The 19,065-nt window shown below is 64.0% G+C and carries 12 protein-coding genes; 6 read left to right on the top strand and 6 right to left on the bottom strand.

Going from position 1 to position 19,065, the window contains the following annotated elements; genetic code table 11:
• Window positions 1–176: 176 nt before the first annotated feature.
• The 4 genes from GUI70_RS13400 to GUI70_RS13385 all read right to left on the bottom strand — a co-directional run bounded on the left by GUI70_RS13400 (window position 177) and on the right by GUI70_RS13385 (window position 11,979).
• Complete coding sequence (locus tag GUI70_RS13400) at window positions 177–419, bottom strand: hypothetical protein (protein ID WP_237724905.1); 243 nt, start codon at window positions 417–419, stop codon at window positions 177–179.
• A gap of 196 nt (window positions 420–615) precedes the next feature.
• Entirely contained in the window at window positions 616–2,328 is a 1,713-nt protein-coding gene (locus GUI70_RS13395) for a nuclease-related domain-containing DEAD/DEAH box helicase (protein ID WP_161882814.1), read from the bottom strand.
• A gap of 63 nt (window positions 2,329–2,391) precedes the next feature.
• Window positions 2,392–8,817: a DEAD/DEAH box helicase gene (locus tag GUI70_RS13390; RefSeq protein ID WP_161882813.1), complete on the bottom strand. Its 6,426-nt coding sequence runs from the start codon at window positions 8,815–8,817 to the stop codon at window positions 2,392–2,394.
• A gap of 42 nt (window positions 8,818–8,859) precedes the next feature.
• Window positions 8,860–11,979 carry a hypothetical protein gene (locus GUI70_RS13385; protein WP_161882812.1) on the bottom strand — a complete coding sequence of 1,040 codons (3,120 nt, stop codon included), beginning with the start codon at window positions 11,977–11,979 and terminating at the stop codon, window positions 8,860–8,862.
• 123 nt (window positions 11,980–12,102) lie between these two features.
• On the opposite strand from GUI70_RS13385, the gene GUI70_RS13380 reads away from it, so the two are divergent.
• The 3 genes from GUI70_RS13380 to GUI70_RS25245 all read left to right on the top strand — a co-directional run bounded on the left by GUI70_RS13380 (window position 12,103) and on the right by GUI70_RS25245 (window position 14,051).
• Complete coding sequence (locus GUI70_RS13380; protein WP_161882811.1) at window positions 12,103–12,744, top strand: DNA cytosine methyltransferase; 642 nt, start codon at window positions 12,103–12,105, stop codon at window positions 12,742–12,744.
• Window positions 12,745–12,865: 121 nt separating this feature from the next.
• Window positions 12,866–13,750: an HNH endonuclease gene (locus GUI70_RS13375; RefSeq protein WP_161882810.1), complete on the top strand. Its 885-nt coding sequence runs from the start codon at window positions 12,866–12,868 to the stop codon at window positions 13,748–13,750.
• 55 nt (window positions 13,751–13,805) lie between these two features.
• Window positions 13,806–14,051 (top strand): hypothetical protein, encoded by a 246-nt coding sequence (locus GUI70_RS25245; protein WP_161882809.1) that lies wholly within the window; start codon window positions 13,806–13,808, stop codon window positions 14,049–14,051.
• A gap of 335 nt (window positions 14,052–14,386) precedes the next feature.
• Here GUI70_RS25245 and GUI70_RS13365 read toward each other — a convergent pair whose 3' ends face one another.
• Window positions 14,387–15,529, bottom strand: a complete 1,143-nt coding sequence (locus GUI70_RS13365) for a DNA cytosine methyltransferase (protein WP_161882808.1) — start codon at window positions 15,527–15,529, stop codon at window positions 14,387–14,389.
• A gap of 98 nt (window positions 15,530–15,627) precedes the next feature.
• Between GUI70_RS13365 and GUI70_RS13360 the strand changes: the two genes are divergently transcribed.
• Window positions 15,628–16,032 (top strand): very short patch repair endonuclease, encoded by a 405-nt coding sequence (locus tag GUI70_RS13360; protein ID WP_237724903.1) that lies wholly within the window; start codon window positions 15,628–15,630, stop codon window positions 16,030–16,032.
• A gap of 29 nt (window positions 16,033–16,061) precedes the next feature.
• On the opposite strand, the gene GUI70_RS13355 is transcribed toward GUI70_RS13360, so the two are convergent.
• The gene (locus GUI70_RS13355; RefSeq protein ID WP_161882807.1) at window positions 16,062–16,295 is read right to left on the bottom strand and encodes a hypothetical protein; all 234 of its coding nucleotides are present in this window, start codon (window positions 16,293–16,295) and stop codon (window positions 16,062–16,064) included.
• 134 nt (window positions 16,296–16,429) lie between these two features.
• On the opposite strand from GUI70_RS13355, the gene GUI70_RS13350 reads away from it, so the two are divergent.
• Together GUI70_RS13350 and GUI70_RS13345 are read left to right on the top strand one after the other, a co-directional pair.
• Window positions 16,430–18,166, top strand: a complete 1,737-nt coding sequence (locus tag GUI70_RS13350) for an ABC transporter ATP-binding protein (RefSeq protein ID WP_202630479.1) — start codon at window positions 16,430–16,432, stop codon at window positions 18,164–18,166.
• 248 nt (window positions 18,167–18,414) lie between these two features.
• On the top strand, window positions 18,415–18,741 hold the full coding sequence (locus GUI70_RS13345) for a hypothetical protein (protein WP_161882806.1): 327 nt from the start codon (window positions 18,415–18,417) through the stop codon (window positions 18,739–18,741).
• The last annotated feature ends 324 nt before the right edge of the window (window positions 18,742–19,065 follow it).

Genomic DNA, 19,065 nt, shown 5'->3' with positions numbered 1-19,065 from the left:
CCAAGTATCTGGTGCGGGTGTCGGCGATGTCCCGGCGAAGCCCTCGGTGATTGATGTCACGTCCGCTGCACCTTGATGTCGCTCCCGTCCGAGGTTGCGATGTTCCAGAGCCGACGGCGAAGGGAGCACGACCGACCCCATCCGGCGTCCACGATCCTCCGGCAGCGCGTGGAAGGCTACACCGGGAGAAAGCCGTCTCGCACGGTGAACGGACCGGCGATCTCGGCGCGGCCCAGATGGGCGAGGATCCAACGCCCGATGACCCGGCCCAGCACGGACGGCACGGCGTTGCTGATCTGGCGTCCCTGACGCTTGAACCCGGTCGGCGATTTTTGCGACCTGGTTAGGACCGAAGAGATTTTGGCGCTGGGCCGCACTGTACAGGCCCTGATCCACGAATCCACCGTTTCCGCCACCATGCCATCAGACGGTGGTGGGAACAGTCCGACGATTCCACCATCACACCATTCCGTAGACATTGGTGTGGTGGTGGAACCCTCCACCGTGGAGCTGGTCATGCAGCGGTACCGGGCCAGACTCGACAAGAAAATTCGGAAAGGCCGAGCATGAGCGACTGTCCTCGATTTCACCAACGGCAATCACCTGAATCTGGAATCACGGCGTACCGGATGACCAGAGAGCGTCGAACGCTGCCCGCCTATCTGTACGGTAGAGGACGCTCAGGCCGTGCTTGGCCCTCGTCACCGCCACGTAGGTCAGCTGCCGGCGATGCTCGTCGTCCGTGGCCGGCGTGTCCTGCGGATCAACCAGAACGACGACCGGACTCTCGCAGCCCTTGTACTTCCGGGCAGTCGTCGACCCGAGCGCCGCTTCCCCGTCGACGCTCGAGATCCTCTGGATCGTATGCCCGTCGACCGTCACGTCAATCTGTGAGGGTACCGGCGTGATCACCACGATCTCCGAGGGCCGGTAGCCCAGGGCCAACCATCGTCTGACCTCGCGCTGCAATGCAGGCTGAAGCGCTGCGTACCCCGACGTTTCCACTGAGACACCGTCCGGGCGGACGGCACGGATGTGCGGATCGCGCAGGATACGCCGGCCGAGTTCCGCGATCTGCCGGGTGTTCCGAAGGTTTTCGTTCAACGTCATCCGATAGGGTGCGCGTGCCGGGCAATACCGTTTCTCGAATGCCGACAAACGCTCGCGCACGTCTCGTTTGAAGACGTCTTGTTGCACGTCCCCCAGGAAATGCCAGCGCCCTTCGGCGAAGCCACCTTCCAAGAGACAGTCGAGAAAGGTGAGGACTTGATCGGAAAAGGCGTCGGGATACTCGTCCAAGACGATCAGGTCGTACTTGATCTCCTCGTCCAGCGCGACCAAGGCGGCTCGCTCCGGGAGGATACGCTCCAGGTAGTCGGCAGAGTCCCGTTCCGACCGTGTAAACATGTTTCGGGTGATGTCGGACATGAACTTGTGGATGGTCGACGCCTCGAAGCGACCGTCGCTTGAGGCCTGTACTTTCTGGGCGAGGAAGGCGTTGAAGCATAGGAAGAGGATGCGTTCCTCTGGATGCTCGTCCCGATAGCGGCATAACAGGTCCACTGCCAGGACGGTCTTACCGGAGCCGGCCGGGCCGTGGATGACATGCGGGCGGTGATCGTTTTCGAAGATGCTTTCGATTATCTGGGCCTGCTGCCGAGTGAGTTCCAGGGCCTCACGCTCCGCCGCCTCGACCTGGCTTCGCGGGTCAAACGCGGGCTGGAACCGTGGTTGGAACAGGTCGCGCAGGAACGACCGCATCTGCGGGTGTAAGGGGCTAGCAGGAGGCTGTCGACCACTGGCGCCGTACTCCGCCATCCTCACGATCGCTTCCACGAGTCCGGCGTTGATCCCACGCTCGTCCACGATCTGGCTCCGATCCCATGGGATACCACCGGAGGCACCGAGGGTAGCGAACGGCAGAAGGACGCCGGTCACGACGTGGACGAACGCGTCGTCCCGAATTTGCCGTTCGCGGCGCGCCTGTTGCAGGATCGACAACACCGCGCCTCTGGCCTTGTCCACCTGAGCCAGCGGATCCTTCCGCGACCCGTCCTGGTACCGTACCTGGATCCGTTCCCCCTGCTCTTCTACGGACTCGTGTCCCTTGATCTCGAGTAGGACGACCGCATGCTGGTCGGGCATGATGACCACGACGTCGACTTCGCCCCCGTTCGAATAGGCATACGGCTTGATCCGCACCGAGTGCAGCACGACCCAGTCCTTCGCGGCCGGGTGACTCCGCGAGCGCTCCAGTTCTCCCAAAATCCGCCGTTCCCCCCGGTTGGAGACGTCGTCGATCCGTGCGCCGTGCAGCTGCAGTTCCATGTACCTCGAGTCTGCCATAGTCCTGGGGCATGTGCATGTACCGCACGTTTTCCGGTAGTCGACTCAGGGCTGAAGCTGAGTGACCGCCTGGTTCCTGATCCATTCGCGCACCTGGACCTGACGACGTTCCAGGTTGAACGAGTCCCAACAGAGCACGGTGCCTGTGTCCGCACGTGCTTCTTCGGCAGCGGAGAACAAGATCGTGCCTGGAGCAGGCAGGGGACGCCAGTCCCACAGGGGGTGAGCGACGAGTACCCAGGGCGAGGTGGACCCGCGTTTGGTGTCGATCTTGAAACCGTGCACCTGACCTGAGGCGAACGTCCGTGTCTGGCCGCCGAACCGTTCCACCATCTCCCCAGCGAGTCGGCCTGCGGTCTCGCCGAATTCCCGCAGTCCGGGAGCGTCGAAGTCGCCGTCCAGCCCACAGGCGAAGGCAGGATCGACCATGGCACGGAGGTACGACATGCCGAGCCGCCAGTCCAACAGACCGTGATAGTGCTGGTTGCCGTACCTGAGCAGACACCGGTAGCAGGCGGTGTCGCAGTCGCGATGCTCCGAATGCAGGAACGGATTCTGCGGATAGGCGCGCTCGTCCATCAGCATGGAGGCGATATGTTCCATGATCCTCGGGGGACGGTGTGGACCTTCCGACTCGCTCAGGATACGGCAGAAGCCGGCCCCGTTGATCAGTTCGTCCGTGATCTGAAGGAGCGGACGGGAGCGGTCGGATCCGAAATGGCGGGGTTCGAGCACCGCCAGCTCCTCCGGAGCGATGTCGAGTGCCAGGGCGACGCGGCTTACGACCATGAACGTCGCCGACATGGCAGCGGCGCGCACACCCTGCCACCTGGACTGCGTGTCGGGGTCCGGTTCCGCGGACTGTGCCGGGAGGCGGTGGAGGGCCAGCGCCGAGTGGACCTCGGTCGGTGCGAGATAGAGGGAATCGGTGGTTTTCGGGGCGGCGAGCCAATAGACGCGTGTAGGATTCGGTGCAGGCTCGAATCCGCGAACCTGTTCAGTGAGCTCGTCCGCGATTTCTTGGGCAGGCAGGTCGTACTTCTTTCTGCCGATCTCCAACAGTTGCCGTCCGTGGCTCACAGTGAAGGCGCGTTCGGGATCGCCTCGGTTCAAGCGGTAGGTACGCGCTTGATCGTCGAACGCCAGGCTCAGCGACAGATGCGTGTGCCCCGCCGCCTCGGAGAAGACGTGATCTTCGAGTAGGATCGGTCGGCCTTCGGCGTGGACGGTACGGTGGCGGGTGCCGCTGAGGCCTTCCTCGTCCCGTGCTCTCCGCTGAAAATTGGTCCTGAACGCGTTCGGGACGACACATTCGTGGCGACTGCTGTTACCGAGCAAGGTATCGCATGCCTGACAGCGCGCCTCGGAGTCGTCCGTATCTGTCTCCACTCGGGCCCACGCGCTGCACGAGGGGCACTGGGCCAGCTGAAAAGTCTCCCCGAAGGCTTTGTCCTGAAACGCCCTGACAGGCATGACTCTGCCCGCGGGCGCGTAGGCCGGAAGCTCGAACTCTGGCGTGAATCCGACGCTCAGGTGCTCGTATTTGTCCTTCACGAGCTTGGCGCCTGGTGCGAACTCGTAGATCGCGACGTCCAGGTCGCGGTCGACCGTCTCGACCTCCATGCGACCGCCGGACCAAACATGGCCGAGGTATAGGTTCCGGACCCGGGTGGGCATCCCGTACATCGGCAGCAGGCCCAACTCCGCGATCGACTGGGCGAGGCCGTAGGCGACTTCGGAAGTCACTCTCTCGTTCAATCCGGTGATGAACGTGCGCACGTCCGGAACGTCCACGCTGACCTTGCCGTCCTCAGCGAGGATGCCTGCGAACCGCACCGCTCCATCCCGCGTAGCGACGAGCGCACCCTCGAGACGCTCCTTCCAGTCGCCACCTGGGGCGAGATAAGTGGCGGTAGGCACGAATTCCCCGTGAATGTCCGGGGGAGACATGACGTCACCGGGGTACAGACCCAACGGGTCTAGGCGGTCTTCGGTCCTCAGTCGCGCGAACGCGGCCACGAGCCACTGTTTCGTGACGAACCGTCGGGCGATGGAAGCCATGCTTTTCGTCAACACTGGGGGTGGAGGCACGTCGCCCGTCATCCGTTCCGGGTTCCTGAAGTAGTGCAGGTCGTGGCTCTTCGTGCGGCAGACGGTCAAGGCCATGGAAAAGGCCTGGCCTCGTCGACCGGCGCGGCCGACGCGCTGCTGGTAGTTGAACCGCTGCGGGGGCATGTTGGCCTGCAGCACGGCTTGGAGCGGGCCGATATCGATCCCGACCTCCATCGTCGTCGTCACGGCGAGCAGGTCTATGGTCGCCTTGAGTTCGTGCAACCCGCCATTCTCGTCTTCTCGCGTCCGGTCCGACGACGGGACGAAGATGCCCCTGAATTCCCGTTGCCTCCGCGCAGGATCTTCGGTCTGCCCTGTCAGCTCCTCACAATGTAGACGGAAGCACGGATCGACCGAACTGCCCGCGTCCGACCAATGGCTCAAGGCGCGGTTCACGCGGCGTCCCAGGAAACTCGTGGTACGTAGTTCGGCCACGGTACCGGCCGCCTCCACAGGTAGCTCCTCGAAGCAGCGCGTGCACCGCTCCGATCCCCGGTGCAAGTGCACGCGGGCACAGCGTCCGCAACGCCAGTAGGCGGCGTCGGGCTCAGGGAGCACGAACCGGACGTTCCACACGTCGACGATTCCACCCGGGTGTCCAGCCTCCGCCAAGTCGCCGAGGGCGAGCTCGACTTGCGTTTCCGCGTCCGCATCTCCCCATACGCTCTTCGCGTAGGCCAAGATCTTGCCGCTCACCGTACCCCGCGGTCCGATGTGGTTCAGTCGGTCGTCGTCGCTTCTATACCGTGAAGGGGAATAGCGGTAGGCATCCGCCAGGACACGGAGCAGCGCACTCAACTCCGCCCGCCGCTTCTCCGTACGCCGCTGCTGAGGCAGGCTGCCCAAGCGGACTGTCACATGCCCGAGGCCGGCTTCCTCGAAAGAGAAGTACGTTTTGCTGAAGATGACGTCGGTCATGGTTCGGACGAATCGGTGCACCAAAGTACGGCGGGCATCCGTCGAAGCCCGGTTCACACTATGATCCGCCTTCCAATGGACCTGGCCGTCGCCCTTGAGGTCGAACAGGGCGTCCCAATCGAACCAGGCCGGCTTCCTATCGGCGTTGTCGGCATGTCCCATAGGTTGCTCGATTCCAGCGTCGTCGTATGGATGTACTCCCTTGACCACCATCATCTGTATGAGTGGCCGGACGGGCCCCGGCGCCCGTTCGCTCAAGGTGTCAATGGGATCGACGAGTGCGGCGAATGGAACCGATGCGTCGCCGAGCTGCTCCAACTCTTTTTGGAGGTTGACGCGCGCTGTGCGCAACGTGCGCTCGTCTTCGTCCCGATCCTCGTCTATCGCACTGTGCAGCTCTTCCCTCACGCGGGCGAGTTCGGCTCTCAGGTCCTCCTCGTCACGCTTCGTCTTGACCTGTTCCTGGAGGCAGATCGCGAGGATTTCGCGGCGCAGGTCCTGGTGATGGTTGCGTTCGATGTCCAGGGCCGCGCGGGCGGCGTCCTGCCGGCTGTCCGAGAAGGAGACCAGCTTCGCGTCGAGTTCCGTCTCGCCGACGCGCTGCACGTCGAACAGTTCCGTGGCCAGCAATTGCGTGGTTTTTCCGAAGCCGGCACGGAAGTTCCGGACGGGCGACAACCGGCCCATGCCCTTGCGGCGCGGAGCGTAGTCGGTACCGCACTTGGGGCAGGCGTACGGTACGTGTGTCTCGGGATCGGTCTCCTTCCGACGGTGACGGTCCATGGCTGCACTACGCCGATCGAACAGGAAACCGCCGACCGTTTCGCCTGGGACGGTCGGTGCTGCGCTCCGTGCGCGACCTACAGGCACGGCAGGGGTCACGACACCGGTTTCGCGGTTCAGCCGGGCGGACTTCCAACTTTCCACCGTACCGTCCTTGCTCACCATCGGCACGCTTCCTTCGGGCGCAGGCCAAAACACGGCGTACTGTTCATGGGACAGCAGCTCGAACTGCTGCGCGGAGGCCGTGTCGGGTAGACCGTCCAAGAGGGGTTCGTGCGGCAGGAGTTCAGTCGTCGCCGCTCTGGAGTTGTTTCCAGCGCGCATACCGCCGAGGAACAGTTCGCCGCAGCATTCGCAGTAGAGCAGCTCGAATTGCCGCAGCATGCGCAGAGGCCCGCCGTCTCCTACGTCGAAGCGCTTGCGGGTCTCGCGCTCCACGCTCAAGCGGCCGATCTCGGTGCGGCGCTCAGGGTCGGCCTCCTCGGTCGGAATCCCGGCGTTCTTCCATGCTGGCGCGTAGAGCCCTTCGACGCTCCTGAAAAACGTGTGCATTCTGAACGAGGGCGCGTCCGACACGCGCCCACCGGACGACGGTGCCAAGCCGTCCCCACATCCCCTCACGAACAGGAGAGCCCGCAGAGCGAGCAGAGCCTTGTCGTAGGGGAGGGTTTCCGCTGTGGCCGCCTCGGCCCGGAGATCCGCGAAGAGAGTCCACACGAGCTTGCGGGCACCGACGGCCCGCATACGGCCTTCTCCGGCATTCCAGCAGGCGCCGGCGATCTCTGTGGCAGCAGCCCGGACGGTATCTGCGACCCATTCCGGAACCGGTCGACCGTCGACAGGAACGCCCAACTCTTCTGCGATCCCTCGCCATGACTCCCGTGCCTCGTCGTCGCCGGGATCGGGCGCGGTCAGAAGGCCATCGGGACGATCGGCGGCGATCGCGCGCTGCAGGAATCGCACGAACGGTCGTGAATCCATGTTCTGCAGACTGCCGTTCCCGTCGGGATACGGGATTTCCCGGCCGGGAACGATCGCGGCGCGCCACTGTGACTTCGGGTCCTGCACTTCCGTCTTCATTCCCGTCGACGAGACCCGATTCGTGCCGTGACGGCCGAACATGTCCCAGAGGTAGTCGACGCTCTCTCGCTCTCCGCCTGACGAGGTGGGAAGCGATGCGCTGGACGCGAGGATGCGGAGCTTGTGTCGCTGACCTTCTTCCGTGAGGCCCAGCCTGTCCAGCAATGTCCTCAACAGGTATGCGACCTCGGTCCCCGCCGAGCCACGCTGCAGGTGCAGTTCGTCCAAGACGAGGTAGAAGTAGGAGTCGGGTTTCTCGAGCCAAGCCCGAGTGGCACCGAAGAGGTTTTCGTCTACCTCACGCGAGAGCATGGCGCTCAACATGCTGACGTTGGTGATGAGGAGGTCCGGGGGGGTGCGCTGCATGTCCCAGCGGTTGACGAGTTCGCTTCCGTCGGTGGACGGAAACATGAACGGGGCATCGTCGTCGAAGGCGGAGGCCGCCTCGGCAGGATTGAACGGGGCGGCGCGGTAGACCGCCTTGCCCCGGGCGTGTTCCCTGGCCGTCGCCTGACCGCCTTCAGCCTGCACCATGTAGTCGAAGAGTTCTTCCTGCTTCCTGTCGCGTCGCCTGACCTCGGCCTTACGTACGTCGCCCAGCGTGCTGTTCCCACCTTCCCCTTCAGCCTCGCCGGCGTCAATCAGGTGCGCCGGTGCCTTCAGGATAGAGTCGGCACCGTCCAAGTCGAGCAGGTCGCGGAAGGCAGGGTGGTCTTCGTGGCCGGTGACCGGGCTCTTTCCGGTGTACCGTCCGAAAAAGATCCTGTTGCCGGTGAACTCTCGGTCCATGGTCGCCCGCGCTTCCTTGGAGTCCAGTGCCTTTCGGAGGCGCACCATCTGGTCTTCTACCAGAGCGTTCATCGGGTAGAGGACGATCGCGCGCATCGCAGCGTCACGCGTTTCCCCCTGTCGATGGGGCACGAACGGCGTCCGGCGAGGGTGAGAGGTCAGTGGCCGAAGGTCGGCCGGGATGGCTTTGTAAGACGGTCTGCTCGTCGAGTCGTTCGGGTGTTTCCCATATGGCAGACCGGTCTGCGGATTCGTCCACCACCGGCGCTGGAGATACCCGGTGGCTGGAGCAGGCCAAGTCTTAGCTTCTTCGGCGAGTGCCGCGAACACCGGCAGCAGGAACGACTCCGTCTTGCCGGAGCCGGTACCCGACGTCACGACGCCTGGCGTGCCCGACTTCGTACCTTTGGCCAGCATCGCCACCTGGTGGGCGTACGGATGGAATTTCGCCACCCGAGTGAGCGGGGAGCTCGCCGGATCGGCGACCTCGTCCGACGGGAACAGCCCTGACAGGACGAGTTCCACGAACGCTTTGCGACTTTGGGGGGACATGCCTTCCAGGGGATCGTCTCCCGTCGCTGGAGGATGGAGGAGGTCTCGGAAGGAGAATTCCGACGGTGCGTACCGCGGGAGTGGTTCGATCAGCGGCTCGGTGCACAGCGTTCCGGGGTCGCGCAACAGCTTCGCACGCTCCGCCGACACACTGGGGTCGCCGATGCGGAACGCCGTGTCCAGGTAACTGAGGTAGAGGTCGCGGATCCTGAGGAAACTGCCGATGGGATCTTGCATGTGGACTCCTAGGAGAGTGAGGCGGCGGGCCGCCTCACTGGTTCAGTGGACGAATCGTGCCGTCTCCGTGGAGGCCTTCAGGAACGCAGAGAGCGGTTCCCGGAAGGTGCCGTATAGGGGATACGTGTAAGACGTGACCTGACCGGACGAGTCGACGGCAGGGCCGGAAAGGCCAGCCCCGACGACAGCGCATAGGCGCCCGTACCGTAACGGGAGGTAGAGTCCACCGGCCCAGGTTCGCGTCACTGGGCCGCCCGCTTCGTCGGAGAAAGGCAGGTCGTCGTACTTGAGGCGGTAGGCCCAGATCAGAGCCGAGTTCCTCACCTCCGACCACGCCACCTCGCAGCCATCGTCGGTGACGACATAGACCGGACAGCACCTGAGATGGCGCCGCAGTTCCACCTGCACGCCGATCCGGGCGAATGTGGAAGGGGCATGGACGAAGCGCGATGCCCTCCAGTCCCAGACCTTCTCCGTGAGGTATGCCGGGGCCGAACCGCAAGTGGCCGGCCCCTGACCCGGCGACACGCCGCCCGGCCCAGGAGGGTCGAACCACCTGACCGGCTGCAGCTCCAGCTCCCGCGTGATCTCCCGCAGCACGGAGAGATCGGTGACGTCCAGACGCAGGGCTTCGGGCTGCCAGGGGTTGGCGCCGAACACGCTTTGGACTACCGTCCCCCCTCTTCGGGCAGCCGCCTCCTCCAGTGCGAAGGCACCGGAAGACGGCAACAGCCCGAGCAGCGTGGCACGGAATCCGTCGCCGATCCGGTAGGCGACGAAACCCGGCCGGCGCGCCAGCACGTTCGACACCGGTTGTCCCCGTGCGTGGAAGACGTCCAGGAGACCGGCTTCCACCCAAGCGCGCAGGAGCTCGTACAACGTGGCCGCGTGGTCAAAGCGGTTCCACCCGGTCGCGTCGGCGAACACCTCCACCAAGCTGTTCAGCCGGATGCCGCTGCGCCGACATGCCAGGGCTGCGACCGCGTCCACGAGTTCCTTGACGCCGACTGCGGAGTCGACGCCGGACCAGGGCATGACCGGGACCGGCGTCAGGGCTGCCAGGGATTCGTCCGGCCTGTCTTCTCTATCCAGGCTACGGTTCTTGAAGATCGACAGGGCCTTCGCCACTTTGGGATGATCGGCCACGACTTCAGTTTTTCCCGCCGCCGTCCTGACCTTGACCGTCCGGCTCTTGTGCATGGTGTTGAGCCAAACGCTGCGGCTCCCATCGTGTGTGCTCTTACGACCGGAGCGCATTTCCGGCATGTCGGGATTCCCGACGAACAGCAGCAGCCTGGGGTTATGGTGTGGGCCCAGGAGCAGCCAGTCCTGAGCGGGTCGTCTGGTACGGCTCACGTCCCCCGGTGACGCGCCGAGGTATAGGACGTCCGAGAGCGTAGCGATCAGATCGGGTCGGGCGGAGCCGTCCTCGTCTTCCTTCAGGAGCGCGCCGGCGATCTGGCTGGACACCTCTTCACCACGTTCGAAGGCCGCTGCGGCGAGCCCGACACCTTCCGTCACGTGAACGCCGGCCGGTAGAGGCTTGTACCGATGATCCGTCTGTTTCGCGCCGAGCCTGAACTCGCCGGCGGTGACGTGCTGGATACCGTCCGGCGTCGGCCAATGCACCCTCACGAGGTAGCGGCCCGGGGGCCCGGTGACGATGTCGTCGGGGAGGAGCCAGTCGTCCGGCATCCGAGAGGATCGCACAGCCAGGAACGTGCGGTTGTCGGGCGACTCGACTTCGACCCGTATGGCCCCGGCGAAACGGACGACAGGGAGTTGACCGCGCAAGGCGACGAAGCCGTCGTCACCACGGATGCCCCCCACGATCCGGACCACGGGCGGCGCCATCGTCGCCTGGAGGTGCCCTACCCTTTCCAGTCCCTCAGGCGCATCGCGGCGGATGGACACCCTGCAGTCTCGTACCTGTCGCCACCCGTCAAGCCCGTCGATAGCGGCCGGGTCGGTGACACCTCCGTAATGCGCGGCGAAGCGGGAGACCAAGTCGTCGCGGACGAGCGCCAAATCGGCGTTGTCCGCCGCCTGCCCACCCACCAGCTCGTACTCTCCCCTGAACACGGCCTTGAAGATCATCACACCCCTGCGGAAGTGGAGGGCCGCGCTGGCGACAGGCAGACGGCCTTCGAATGCCGCCCGCGCGGCAGCCTGCATAGAAAGCTCCCCATCCACGGGTGAGAACACGCAACAGTCGAGACCGTCGACGTCGAAATTCAGATCACCCTTCACGTACGGTTCCGGGAGGCGTGCCGATCCGCTGCACGCCACATATGGCACGAGCAGATCGTCGTCCGCATCGTAATAGGCCATCAAGCGGGTGTCGGTGCGGTGCACCCCGGAGTCTCCGCCGTCGCGAGTGGCATCTAGCGCTTCGCGCCGAATCGCGCGCCAGAAAGCGCTGTCGCGTACGTCCCGGTCTTTGGAGTAGAAATCCCGGACGAAATCGTCGAGATCCTTGACGAAATTGGCACTGAAGATCGGCTTAGCTACTTCCAGGACAGCGACCGTCCGGTGGAGGGCCGGCTCTTCACCGACGAGATCGTGTTCTTCCAACAGCTGGCACAGTTTCGCTCGGTCCTGAGCGTGCGGGAAGGCGAGGAACCAGGACGAGCCGATGACGGTCCGGTAGCGATCCGGTGGGGGCAGGACGAGTCGACGGAACCGTGGCCCTGCGGAAGTGGAGGCCCGGATGGACGTCCATTCCTGCAGTTGCGACCACAGGTCGGGCAAGCAGTCCAGGTTCATGTTCCTACCGAACAATCCGGCTATTCGTCGGTGGTACTCGTCCGCACCGCCATCCGGGTAGCCGTTGGCCACCAGGCAAGTCAACCACAGCATCGCGAAGAAGTGAGGCACTCTGGCGGACTGTAGAGTCCAGCCCCTGGCCGCCGTGTCCGAGCAGAAGGCGTAGAAGCTGATCCCGTGGAGAGGCAGCTCCCGTTTCATTGCAGTGACAAAACGAGCTGCCACCTCGTCCGGTGCAGCCTCCGGGTCGCCTGTCACGGCGGCGAGCTCTTGAGGTGTGGCGACGATACGCTCCACGGGCTCCACCGCACCGGCTTCGTCCGAGCCGAAACAGTGCTCTACGAGGTTGGAATTCCAGTCGTTGTACGACCATGCGCGCCAATCGGGTCTGTTCATCAATGCTTCTCCGACCGCGAGATGGTCATGGCGAACGTGTCCATACCAGACACGGCTGCGACCACCCAGCTCGGGAATCCACTTCGTTCGACTACAAAGTACCGCTTATTCTACCGGTAATCCGTGCAGACGCGGCAGCGCATCGGCCCGAGACGTCTCGACCGGTCCCGCGTCGGATCTGGACGTCCGCGACCGCGACTGCGAGCAGACTACGGGATCCCGCAGGCCCGCCGACTCGTCCTGTTCGCCGCTCTGCATGGAGAGGTGAAGATGCCGGCGAAGACACACTCGAAAGTCGATTACCCGAGCGTAGCCGACGCCGTCTCGGAACTCCGGCCGTTGGCAGCCGGCGAGACCGATCCAAACGATCCTCTGCACTGCACCTACAACCTCGGCGACCTGAACTCAGCTCGGGCGAAGAGCGCGCTGCCGGGAGGAACGTGGGCCGACTGGCCACAGGAACTGCGCCTTGCTCGCCACAACAAGGCGAGCGGCTCGAGATACGGTTCGGTCTATGGCCGGATGGACCCGAAAGCCCCTGCGCCGACGATGAGGACACAGTTCTTCAACATCGGTACGGGGAGATTCGTCCATCCCACACAACACCGTGGGCCGAGCCTACGCGAAGGTGCGCTCCTCCAGACTTTCCCGGTCGACTACCAGTTCGTCCGCCCAGGCGAGGAGATCAGTTTCAGACGCCAAGGCAGACAGATCGGCAACGCTGTCCCACCAGTCCTCGGGCAGTCGTCGGTCGGGCCATTCTGACCCCCCTCAATGTGGGGGAGCGGTCGATCCGAACATCCAGATTCCTGAACCTCGTGCAGGAGAGCCATCTACTCCACCGTCAGAGTCCGGGTCGACGAGGCGTCCTATATTGAGTGCTCCGATGAAATACCTGGTGCTCAGTTCCCGGCGTGAGGATAATCCGTACGGCGATACCGACGAGACATACATCTTTCCGAAGACCTACCTAGCCAGGTTCGCCTCGCTCGACGGGGGTGAACCGATACTGGCCATCGTCTACGAGCCTAGACGTGGGGGAGGGCAGCAGCAGTATGTCTCCTGGGGGCTCCTCAACTCACCGCCGACGGCACGGCCGGACGGTCAGTGGGAGGTCCGATACGACGGCAAGCTCATCCCGCTCCCGGTTCCGTCGTCCCTGACCTCAGTGGAGGGGACCGCTTTCGAACTCCGCCTACAGGCCGTACCCCGTCAACGGTGGGGTACGGTTCTCCAGGGCCAGTCCGTCCGCTCGGTCACGGCAGCGGAAGCGGTCGCGATCCTGTGCGCGAGCGGGTTGATCGGAGTCGCCGAACTGCCTGCCGCGAGCATCCCCCTAACGCCCATCCGGGCGGAGGAGCTCGTCCGACGGAGCGTCCGGGACCGGGGCTTCCGAGGGCAGGTCCTCTCCGCATACGCGTTCCAGTGCGCATTGACAGGCTTCAGATCGTCCGCTGGCGAAGCCCGAGCGTTGCTGGAAGCTGCCCATGTTCGGCCGGTGGCCGCTGCCGGATCGGACAACGTCCGTAACGGCCTCTCGCTGACCGCCGGCGTCCATCGCCTCTACGACGAGGGGCTGATCACGTTCGGGTACGTCTCCAGCGTGGTGGAGATGACGACGTCGATCCGGCTCCAAGCCTTGAGCTTCGAAGGCCAGCTCGGGAAACTCCGGTTCGAGAGCGGGACACGGTTGATCCTCCCAAACGACGCTAGGGCCTGGCCCGATCCCGAAGCCCTGGCATGGCACGGTGCACACGTCTTCAGACGCTGAATCCGAAGAAACTGGAAGGGCCGACGTCGGCCCTTCCGTCCTGGTCCAGTGCCCCATGAACCTCCGCCAGATCGTCTCGTCCCGAAGCAAGGCGATGGTGGTGCTGGCGAACGTCGACTTCGGGCATACCAGTCCTCGGCTCACGCTGCCGATGGGAACCCAGGCGCAGCTCAATCCGCAGGATAGGGTTTTCAAGGTGTCGGGGAACGTACAGCGCCTGCAGAAGGTGTGTGAGCTCCGCTCGTCGAGGCCGTCGAGTTGTTGCCGGGTACAGGACGCGGGGGGTGAAACTGACGATTGACGCGGTCCAGACTAGAGTACCTTGAGGGAGAGGCCAGATCCGATGGGCGGTGCCATGCTCTCCCGAGTTCGGCCAGACTGAGCACCAGGGTGAACAGCGACGAGGACACGGCAGTTGCTCAAGCCGAGCTCGACTGAGACAGAAGGTCGGACGGCACCCTCCTCCGAAAAACCCTCTGGATAGGCTCCGAGTGGTCACGTCCAGCCTTGTCCTCATCGTCGACGCGTAGGCACTCCACTTGATGCCGTATCAATGCGATTTCCGAGAACCGACGTCGAAGGGAGCGCGACCGGCCAACATCCGTCGACCAGAAGCCTCCTGCGAGGAGTCGGATGTTACGTTGGGAGAACCCCGTCTCGTACGGCGAACGGACCGGCGATCTCGGCGCGGCCCAGGTGGGCGAGGATCGAGCGCCCGATGACCCGGCCCAGCATGGGGGGCACGGCGTTGCCGATCTGGCGTCCCTGGCGCTTGAACCCGATCTCGCCCCCTGGGGCGACGAAACGATACTCGGGCGGGAAGGTCTGGAGGATCGCGCCCTCGCGCAGACTCAGGCCCCGGTCCTGGGTCGGGTGCACGAAACGGCCCGTACCGATGTTGTAATACTGCGTCGTCATCGTGGGCGAAGGTGCCCCCGCGTCCATCCGCCCGTACACCGAACCGTAGGTGGCTCCCGTCGACTTCCTGTGGCAGGCCAGCCGCAGCTCCTCCGGCCAGTCGGACCACGTCCCTCCAGGCTTGGAAGTCCTCGCCCGCTCCAAGTTCAGCTCGCCCAGCTTGAAAGCGCGGTGCATCGGATCTTCCGGGTCCACGCCGCCGGCTTCCAGTGGCCGGAGTCCGGCCAGGGCCTCCCCCACCGTCGGGTAGGCGTCCTTCGCGCAGGTCTTCGGCGGCAGGTCCACCCGTCCGGTGAGCGAGGCGAACAGGACCAACCGTCTGCGGGCCTGCGGGATGGCGTAGTCGGGACCGTAGACCCGGTACTCGTCTACGCCGTATCCGGCAGCGATCAGGGCCTCCTTGAACTCGGCGTAGACCGGGAACTTGCCGGGGGTCGCCAGCCGGACCACGTTCTCCATGCTGACCACGTCGGGCCTGAGTTCGAGGATCAGTTCGAGGAACTTACGCAGGGGCCGCCATTCCGCTTCCAGCGCCTCGGCCGCCATCCCCTGCTTCGTCTTCGCCGCCGCCGAGGAGTAAGGCTGGCACGGCGCGCAGCCGACCAGAACGCGGACGGCGTCGGGAGGGTAGTGCGCCGCCAGCTCGTCGGCCCCGAGATCGCAGATGTCGCGCTCGAAGAAAGTCGCTCCGGGATTGTTGGCTTCGTAGGCGTACTTGCAGTCCCGCTCGAGGTCGTAGCCGGCCACGACCTTGACGCCTTCCTGGCGGAGGCCGTGGGTCAGTCCGCCGACGCCGCAGAAGAGGTCGACGGCGACGACCGGGCGATCGGTTTCGTGTCGGAAGAAGGGAAGGAGGGTCATCGCGGTTCAACGGAATATAAAGCATCGGCGACCGCTCAGGGTGCTGCCGAGCGACATCCGCTACCGAGCGGGCGGGCCGGACGGGGTAACGTGTCGCCGTGGCCGACCGCTTGACCAAGGAACAGCGCAGCGCCCTGATGGGTCGCGTGCGCCAGAAGGACACCGCGCCCGAGCTCGCGCTGCGCTCGGCACTACATCGCCGTGGCCTGCGGTTCAGGAAGAACGTGAAGGGCCTACCAGGGTCACCGGACATCGTCTTCGTCAAGGCCAAACTGGCCGTGTTCGTGGACGGCGACTTCTGGCACGGGCGCGACTTCGACACCTGGAAGGAGAAGTTGCAGCCCTTCTGGAGAGCCAAGATCGAACGGAACATTGAACGGGACGCCCGGAACGTCGAAGACCTGGAAGCGCTCGGCTGGCGCGTCGTCAGGGTCTGGGAGAAGGAAATCAAGAAGGAGAAGGACTCGGTCGTGGACAAGGTCGCCGGTGCGCTGAAACCATGAGGTCTTGAGGCGGTGGATGGCGGCTCCGCCTACCCGGTGACGGACAGCGGCTCTTCGCCGTCCGAGTCGACGATTCTGAGCCAGAACCAGGCGGCGTTGCTGAGCAGGTCCACCGCGCCGTCAGTGAGCTGCAACATGTCATCGTCCGGTAACGTCGCGACCGTCATTGTGCAGCCGCCAACCAAGCCCCAGTCCCAAAACTCCAGCCCGCGTGTCGAGGTCTCCCCGTCCGCTGCACCGAGCCGCCGCGCCTTGACGTCCAAACGGACTCTCTCGAGACTGTATGCCCCCGGTTCCAAGATGGTGAAAATCACATACGAGCAGACGCCATACGCCAAGTGGCACATATCGGACCACAGAACGACACGCTACGCTGAACGGCGATGAGGCCCGCCTTTTGAATCCGCTGCTCTCGCGCTTTTTCAGCTATTACGCTCCTTACAGGCGGCTGTTCCTGCTGGACTTCGGCAGCGCCGTGGTGTCGGGCGTGTTGGAGCTGGCGTTTCCTCTGGCGGTGCAGGCATTCGTCGACCGGTTGCTCCCGACCGGGCAGTGGGGAACGATCGCTGCCGCAGGGGTGGGCCTGCTGAGCATCTACGTGCTGAACACCGGATTGATGGCCGTGGTGACCTACTGGGGGCACATGCTGGGCATCAATATCGAGACCGAGATGCGCCGCAAGGCCTTCGATCACCTCCAGAAGCTGTCGTTCAGCTACTTCGACAATGTCAAGACCGGGGCGCTGGTCGCACGCCTGACGAAGGACTTGGAAGAGATCGGTGAGGTGGCTCACCACGGTCCGGAGGATATGGTGATCGCGGCGATGACGCTGTTAGGAGCATTCGCCCTGATGTTCAGCGTCCACCCCCGGCTCGCGCTGATCACGGCGGTCATCGTGCCGTTGGTGTTGTGGCTGACGAGTCGCTACGGGAACCGCATGACCCAGACTTGGCGGGCACTGTACGACTCGGTGGGAAACTTCAATGTGCGCATCGAGGAGAACGTCGGCGGCATCCGGGTGGTGCAGGCGTTTGCGAACGAGGAGCACGAACGAGGCCTGTTCGCGCGAGATAACCACCAGTACCGCCGCAGGAAGCTGGAAGCTTACCGCCTGATCGCAGCGACGACCTCCTTGAGCTACCTGAGTATGCGTCTGACCCAGATGACCGTGATGATCGCCGGCGCGTACTTCGTGTTGCAAGGCGGCCTCACCGCCGGCGGGTTCGTAGGCTTTCTGCTGCTGGTGAACGTCTTCTTTCGCCCCATCGAGAAGATCAACTCGGTGATCGAGACCTACCCCAAAGGGGTGGCTGGCTTCCGCCGATACATTGAACTCCTCGACACGGTGCCGGACATCCGGGACGCGGCGGGCGCCCGTACGGCACCCGTGCTGCGAGGTGATATTCGCTACGAGGGCGTGTCGTTTGGGTACGGCGCGGGCCGCCGGGTGTTGCACGACATTGATCTGGCCGTCCGTGCAGGAGAGACGGTCGCCTTCGTTGGGCCGTCCGGGGCCGGCAAGACCACCCTGTGCTCACTTCTGCCACGCTTCTATGAGACGACGGGTGGCCGCATCACCGTGGACGGTCACGACGTCCGTGATTTAACGCTGTCGTCGCTTCGCGGACAGATCGGTATCGTCCAGCAAGACGTGTTCCTGTTCGGCGGGACGATGCGCGAAAACATCGCCTACGGCTGCCTGACGGCCGGCGAAGCGGAAATCCTTGAGGCAGCGCACCGGGCCCGCCTGGACGATGTGATTGCCGCGCTCCCGCATGGCCTGGACACGGTCATCGGCGAGCGAGGGGTCAAGCTGTCCGGGGGGCAGAAGCAGCGTCTCGCCATCGCCCGGATGTTTTTGAAGAACCCTCCGATCCTGATTCTGGACGAAGCCACCTCTGCCCTCGACACCGCAACGGAGCGCGCTATCCAGGCCTCCCTGAACCAGCTCGCTGAAGGCCGGACGACACTGGTGATCGCACACCGGCTGGCCACAGTCCGGAATGCAGACCGAATCGTCGTAGTGGACGAGTTTGGAGTCGCGGAGCAGGGGACACATGAGGCGCTACTCCGTCAGGGAGGCCGATACCGGCAACTGCACGACGCGCAGATGTCCGTTCATGACATGTTCTGAAGGGTTGTGGTGCGCCCTTCCGTATTTGATTGACGCCTTCTCAGGGTAAACCATCATGTGGTTAGATCAATAGGCCTGCTTCGCGCAGAACATCCAACGCATCTGAGAGCGGATGCGCGAAAAGTGCTTCAGAACAGAAACCCAGACGAACATCTCAGTCGATACAGTTTCGATTCCGCTGTCCATCGGCGCTATATCCTACTGTGACGGAGCGAGACGACGGACAGGAATTCTCGTAGACTCCGACCATGAATGCCATCGTCCACGATATTGTCGAGGAGTCATACAGAATAAACCCTACGCCCCTCGACGCGACCCTGATGTCTCTGGGCCTTTCCGGCTGGCTGCAGACGTTAAACGGGTTGACGTTCCAGGGCTGGGACACTGGAGGCGGCTGCATGATGCTCATAGCCGAGCTGCCAGGAACGGATGGCCACCAGGTCGGTATCACCGATGGGGAGGCCGATTTCCCCAGGAATTCGGAGGACTTCTGGGTAGGCATCATGGACCCCGATGGGGATGAACTCTTTTACATGTTCGTGAAGCAGGGACGACTGGAGAATGGGTCGGCCTAGATTCCGACGACGACGTGCCCACCTGCGTCTCTGCTTCGGCACGGACGTGCAGGCCTGACTTACCGATTCGGACCTACACCGCCTCCAGGCCACCGGCATGTCGCCCACGGTCGTCTAGCATGACCTGTATCAGTCAGTCGAGCACATTCGGGCCCTGTCGCCGCTGCGATGCCCTGTCATCTTGCTTCGATAGCCGCTACACCCGCACGCTCGAAGACGCTCCACTGCCTGGAGGACGCAATCGGGGCAGAGCCGCCGGTAACGATCTACAGCGGCCCCAGCACCTTCGGGGAGATCTCTCCAGCCACGCTGTACCCTGACCTG

The sequence above is a fragment of the Deinococcus alpinitundrae genome (assembly GCF_009982895.1).
Taxonomy (GTDB): Bacteria; Deinococcota; Deinococci; order Deinococcales; family Deinococcaceae; genus Deinococcus; species Deinococcus alpinitundrae.
Note: the sequence above shows the minus strand (reverse complement) of the source record. Positions and strands in the feature narration are given on the sequence as shown.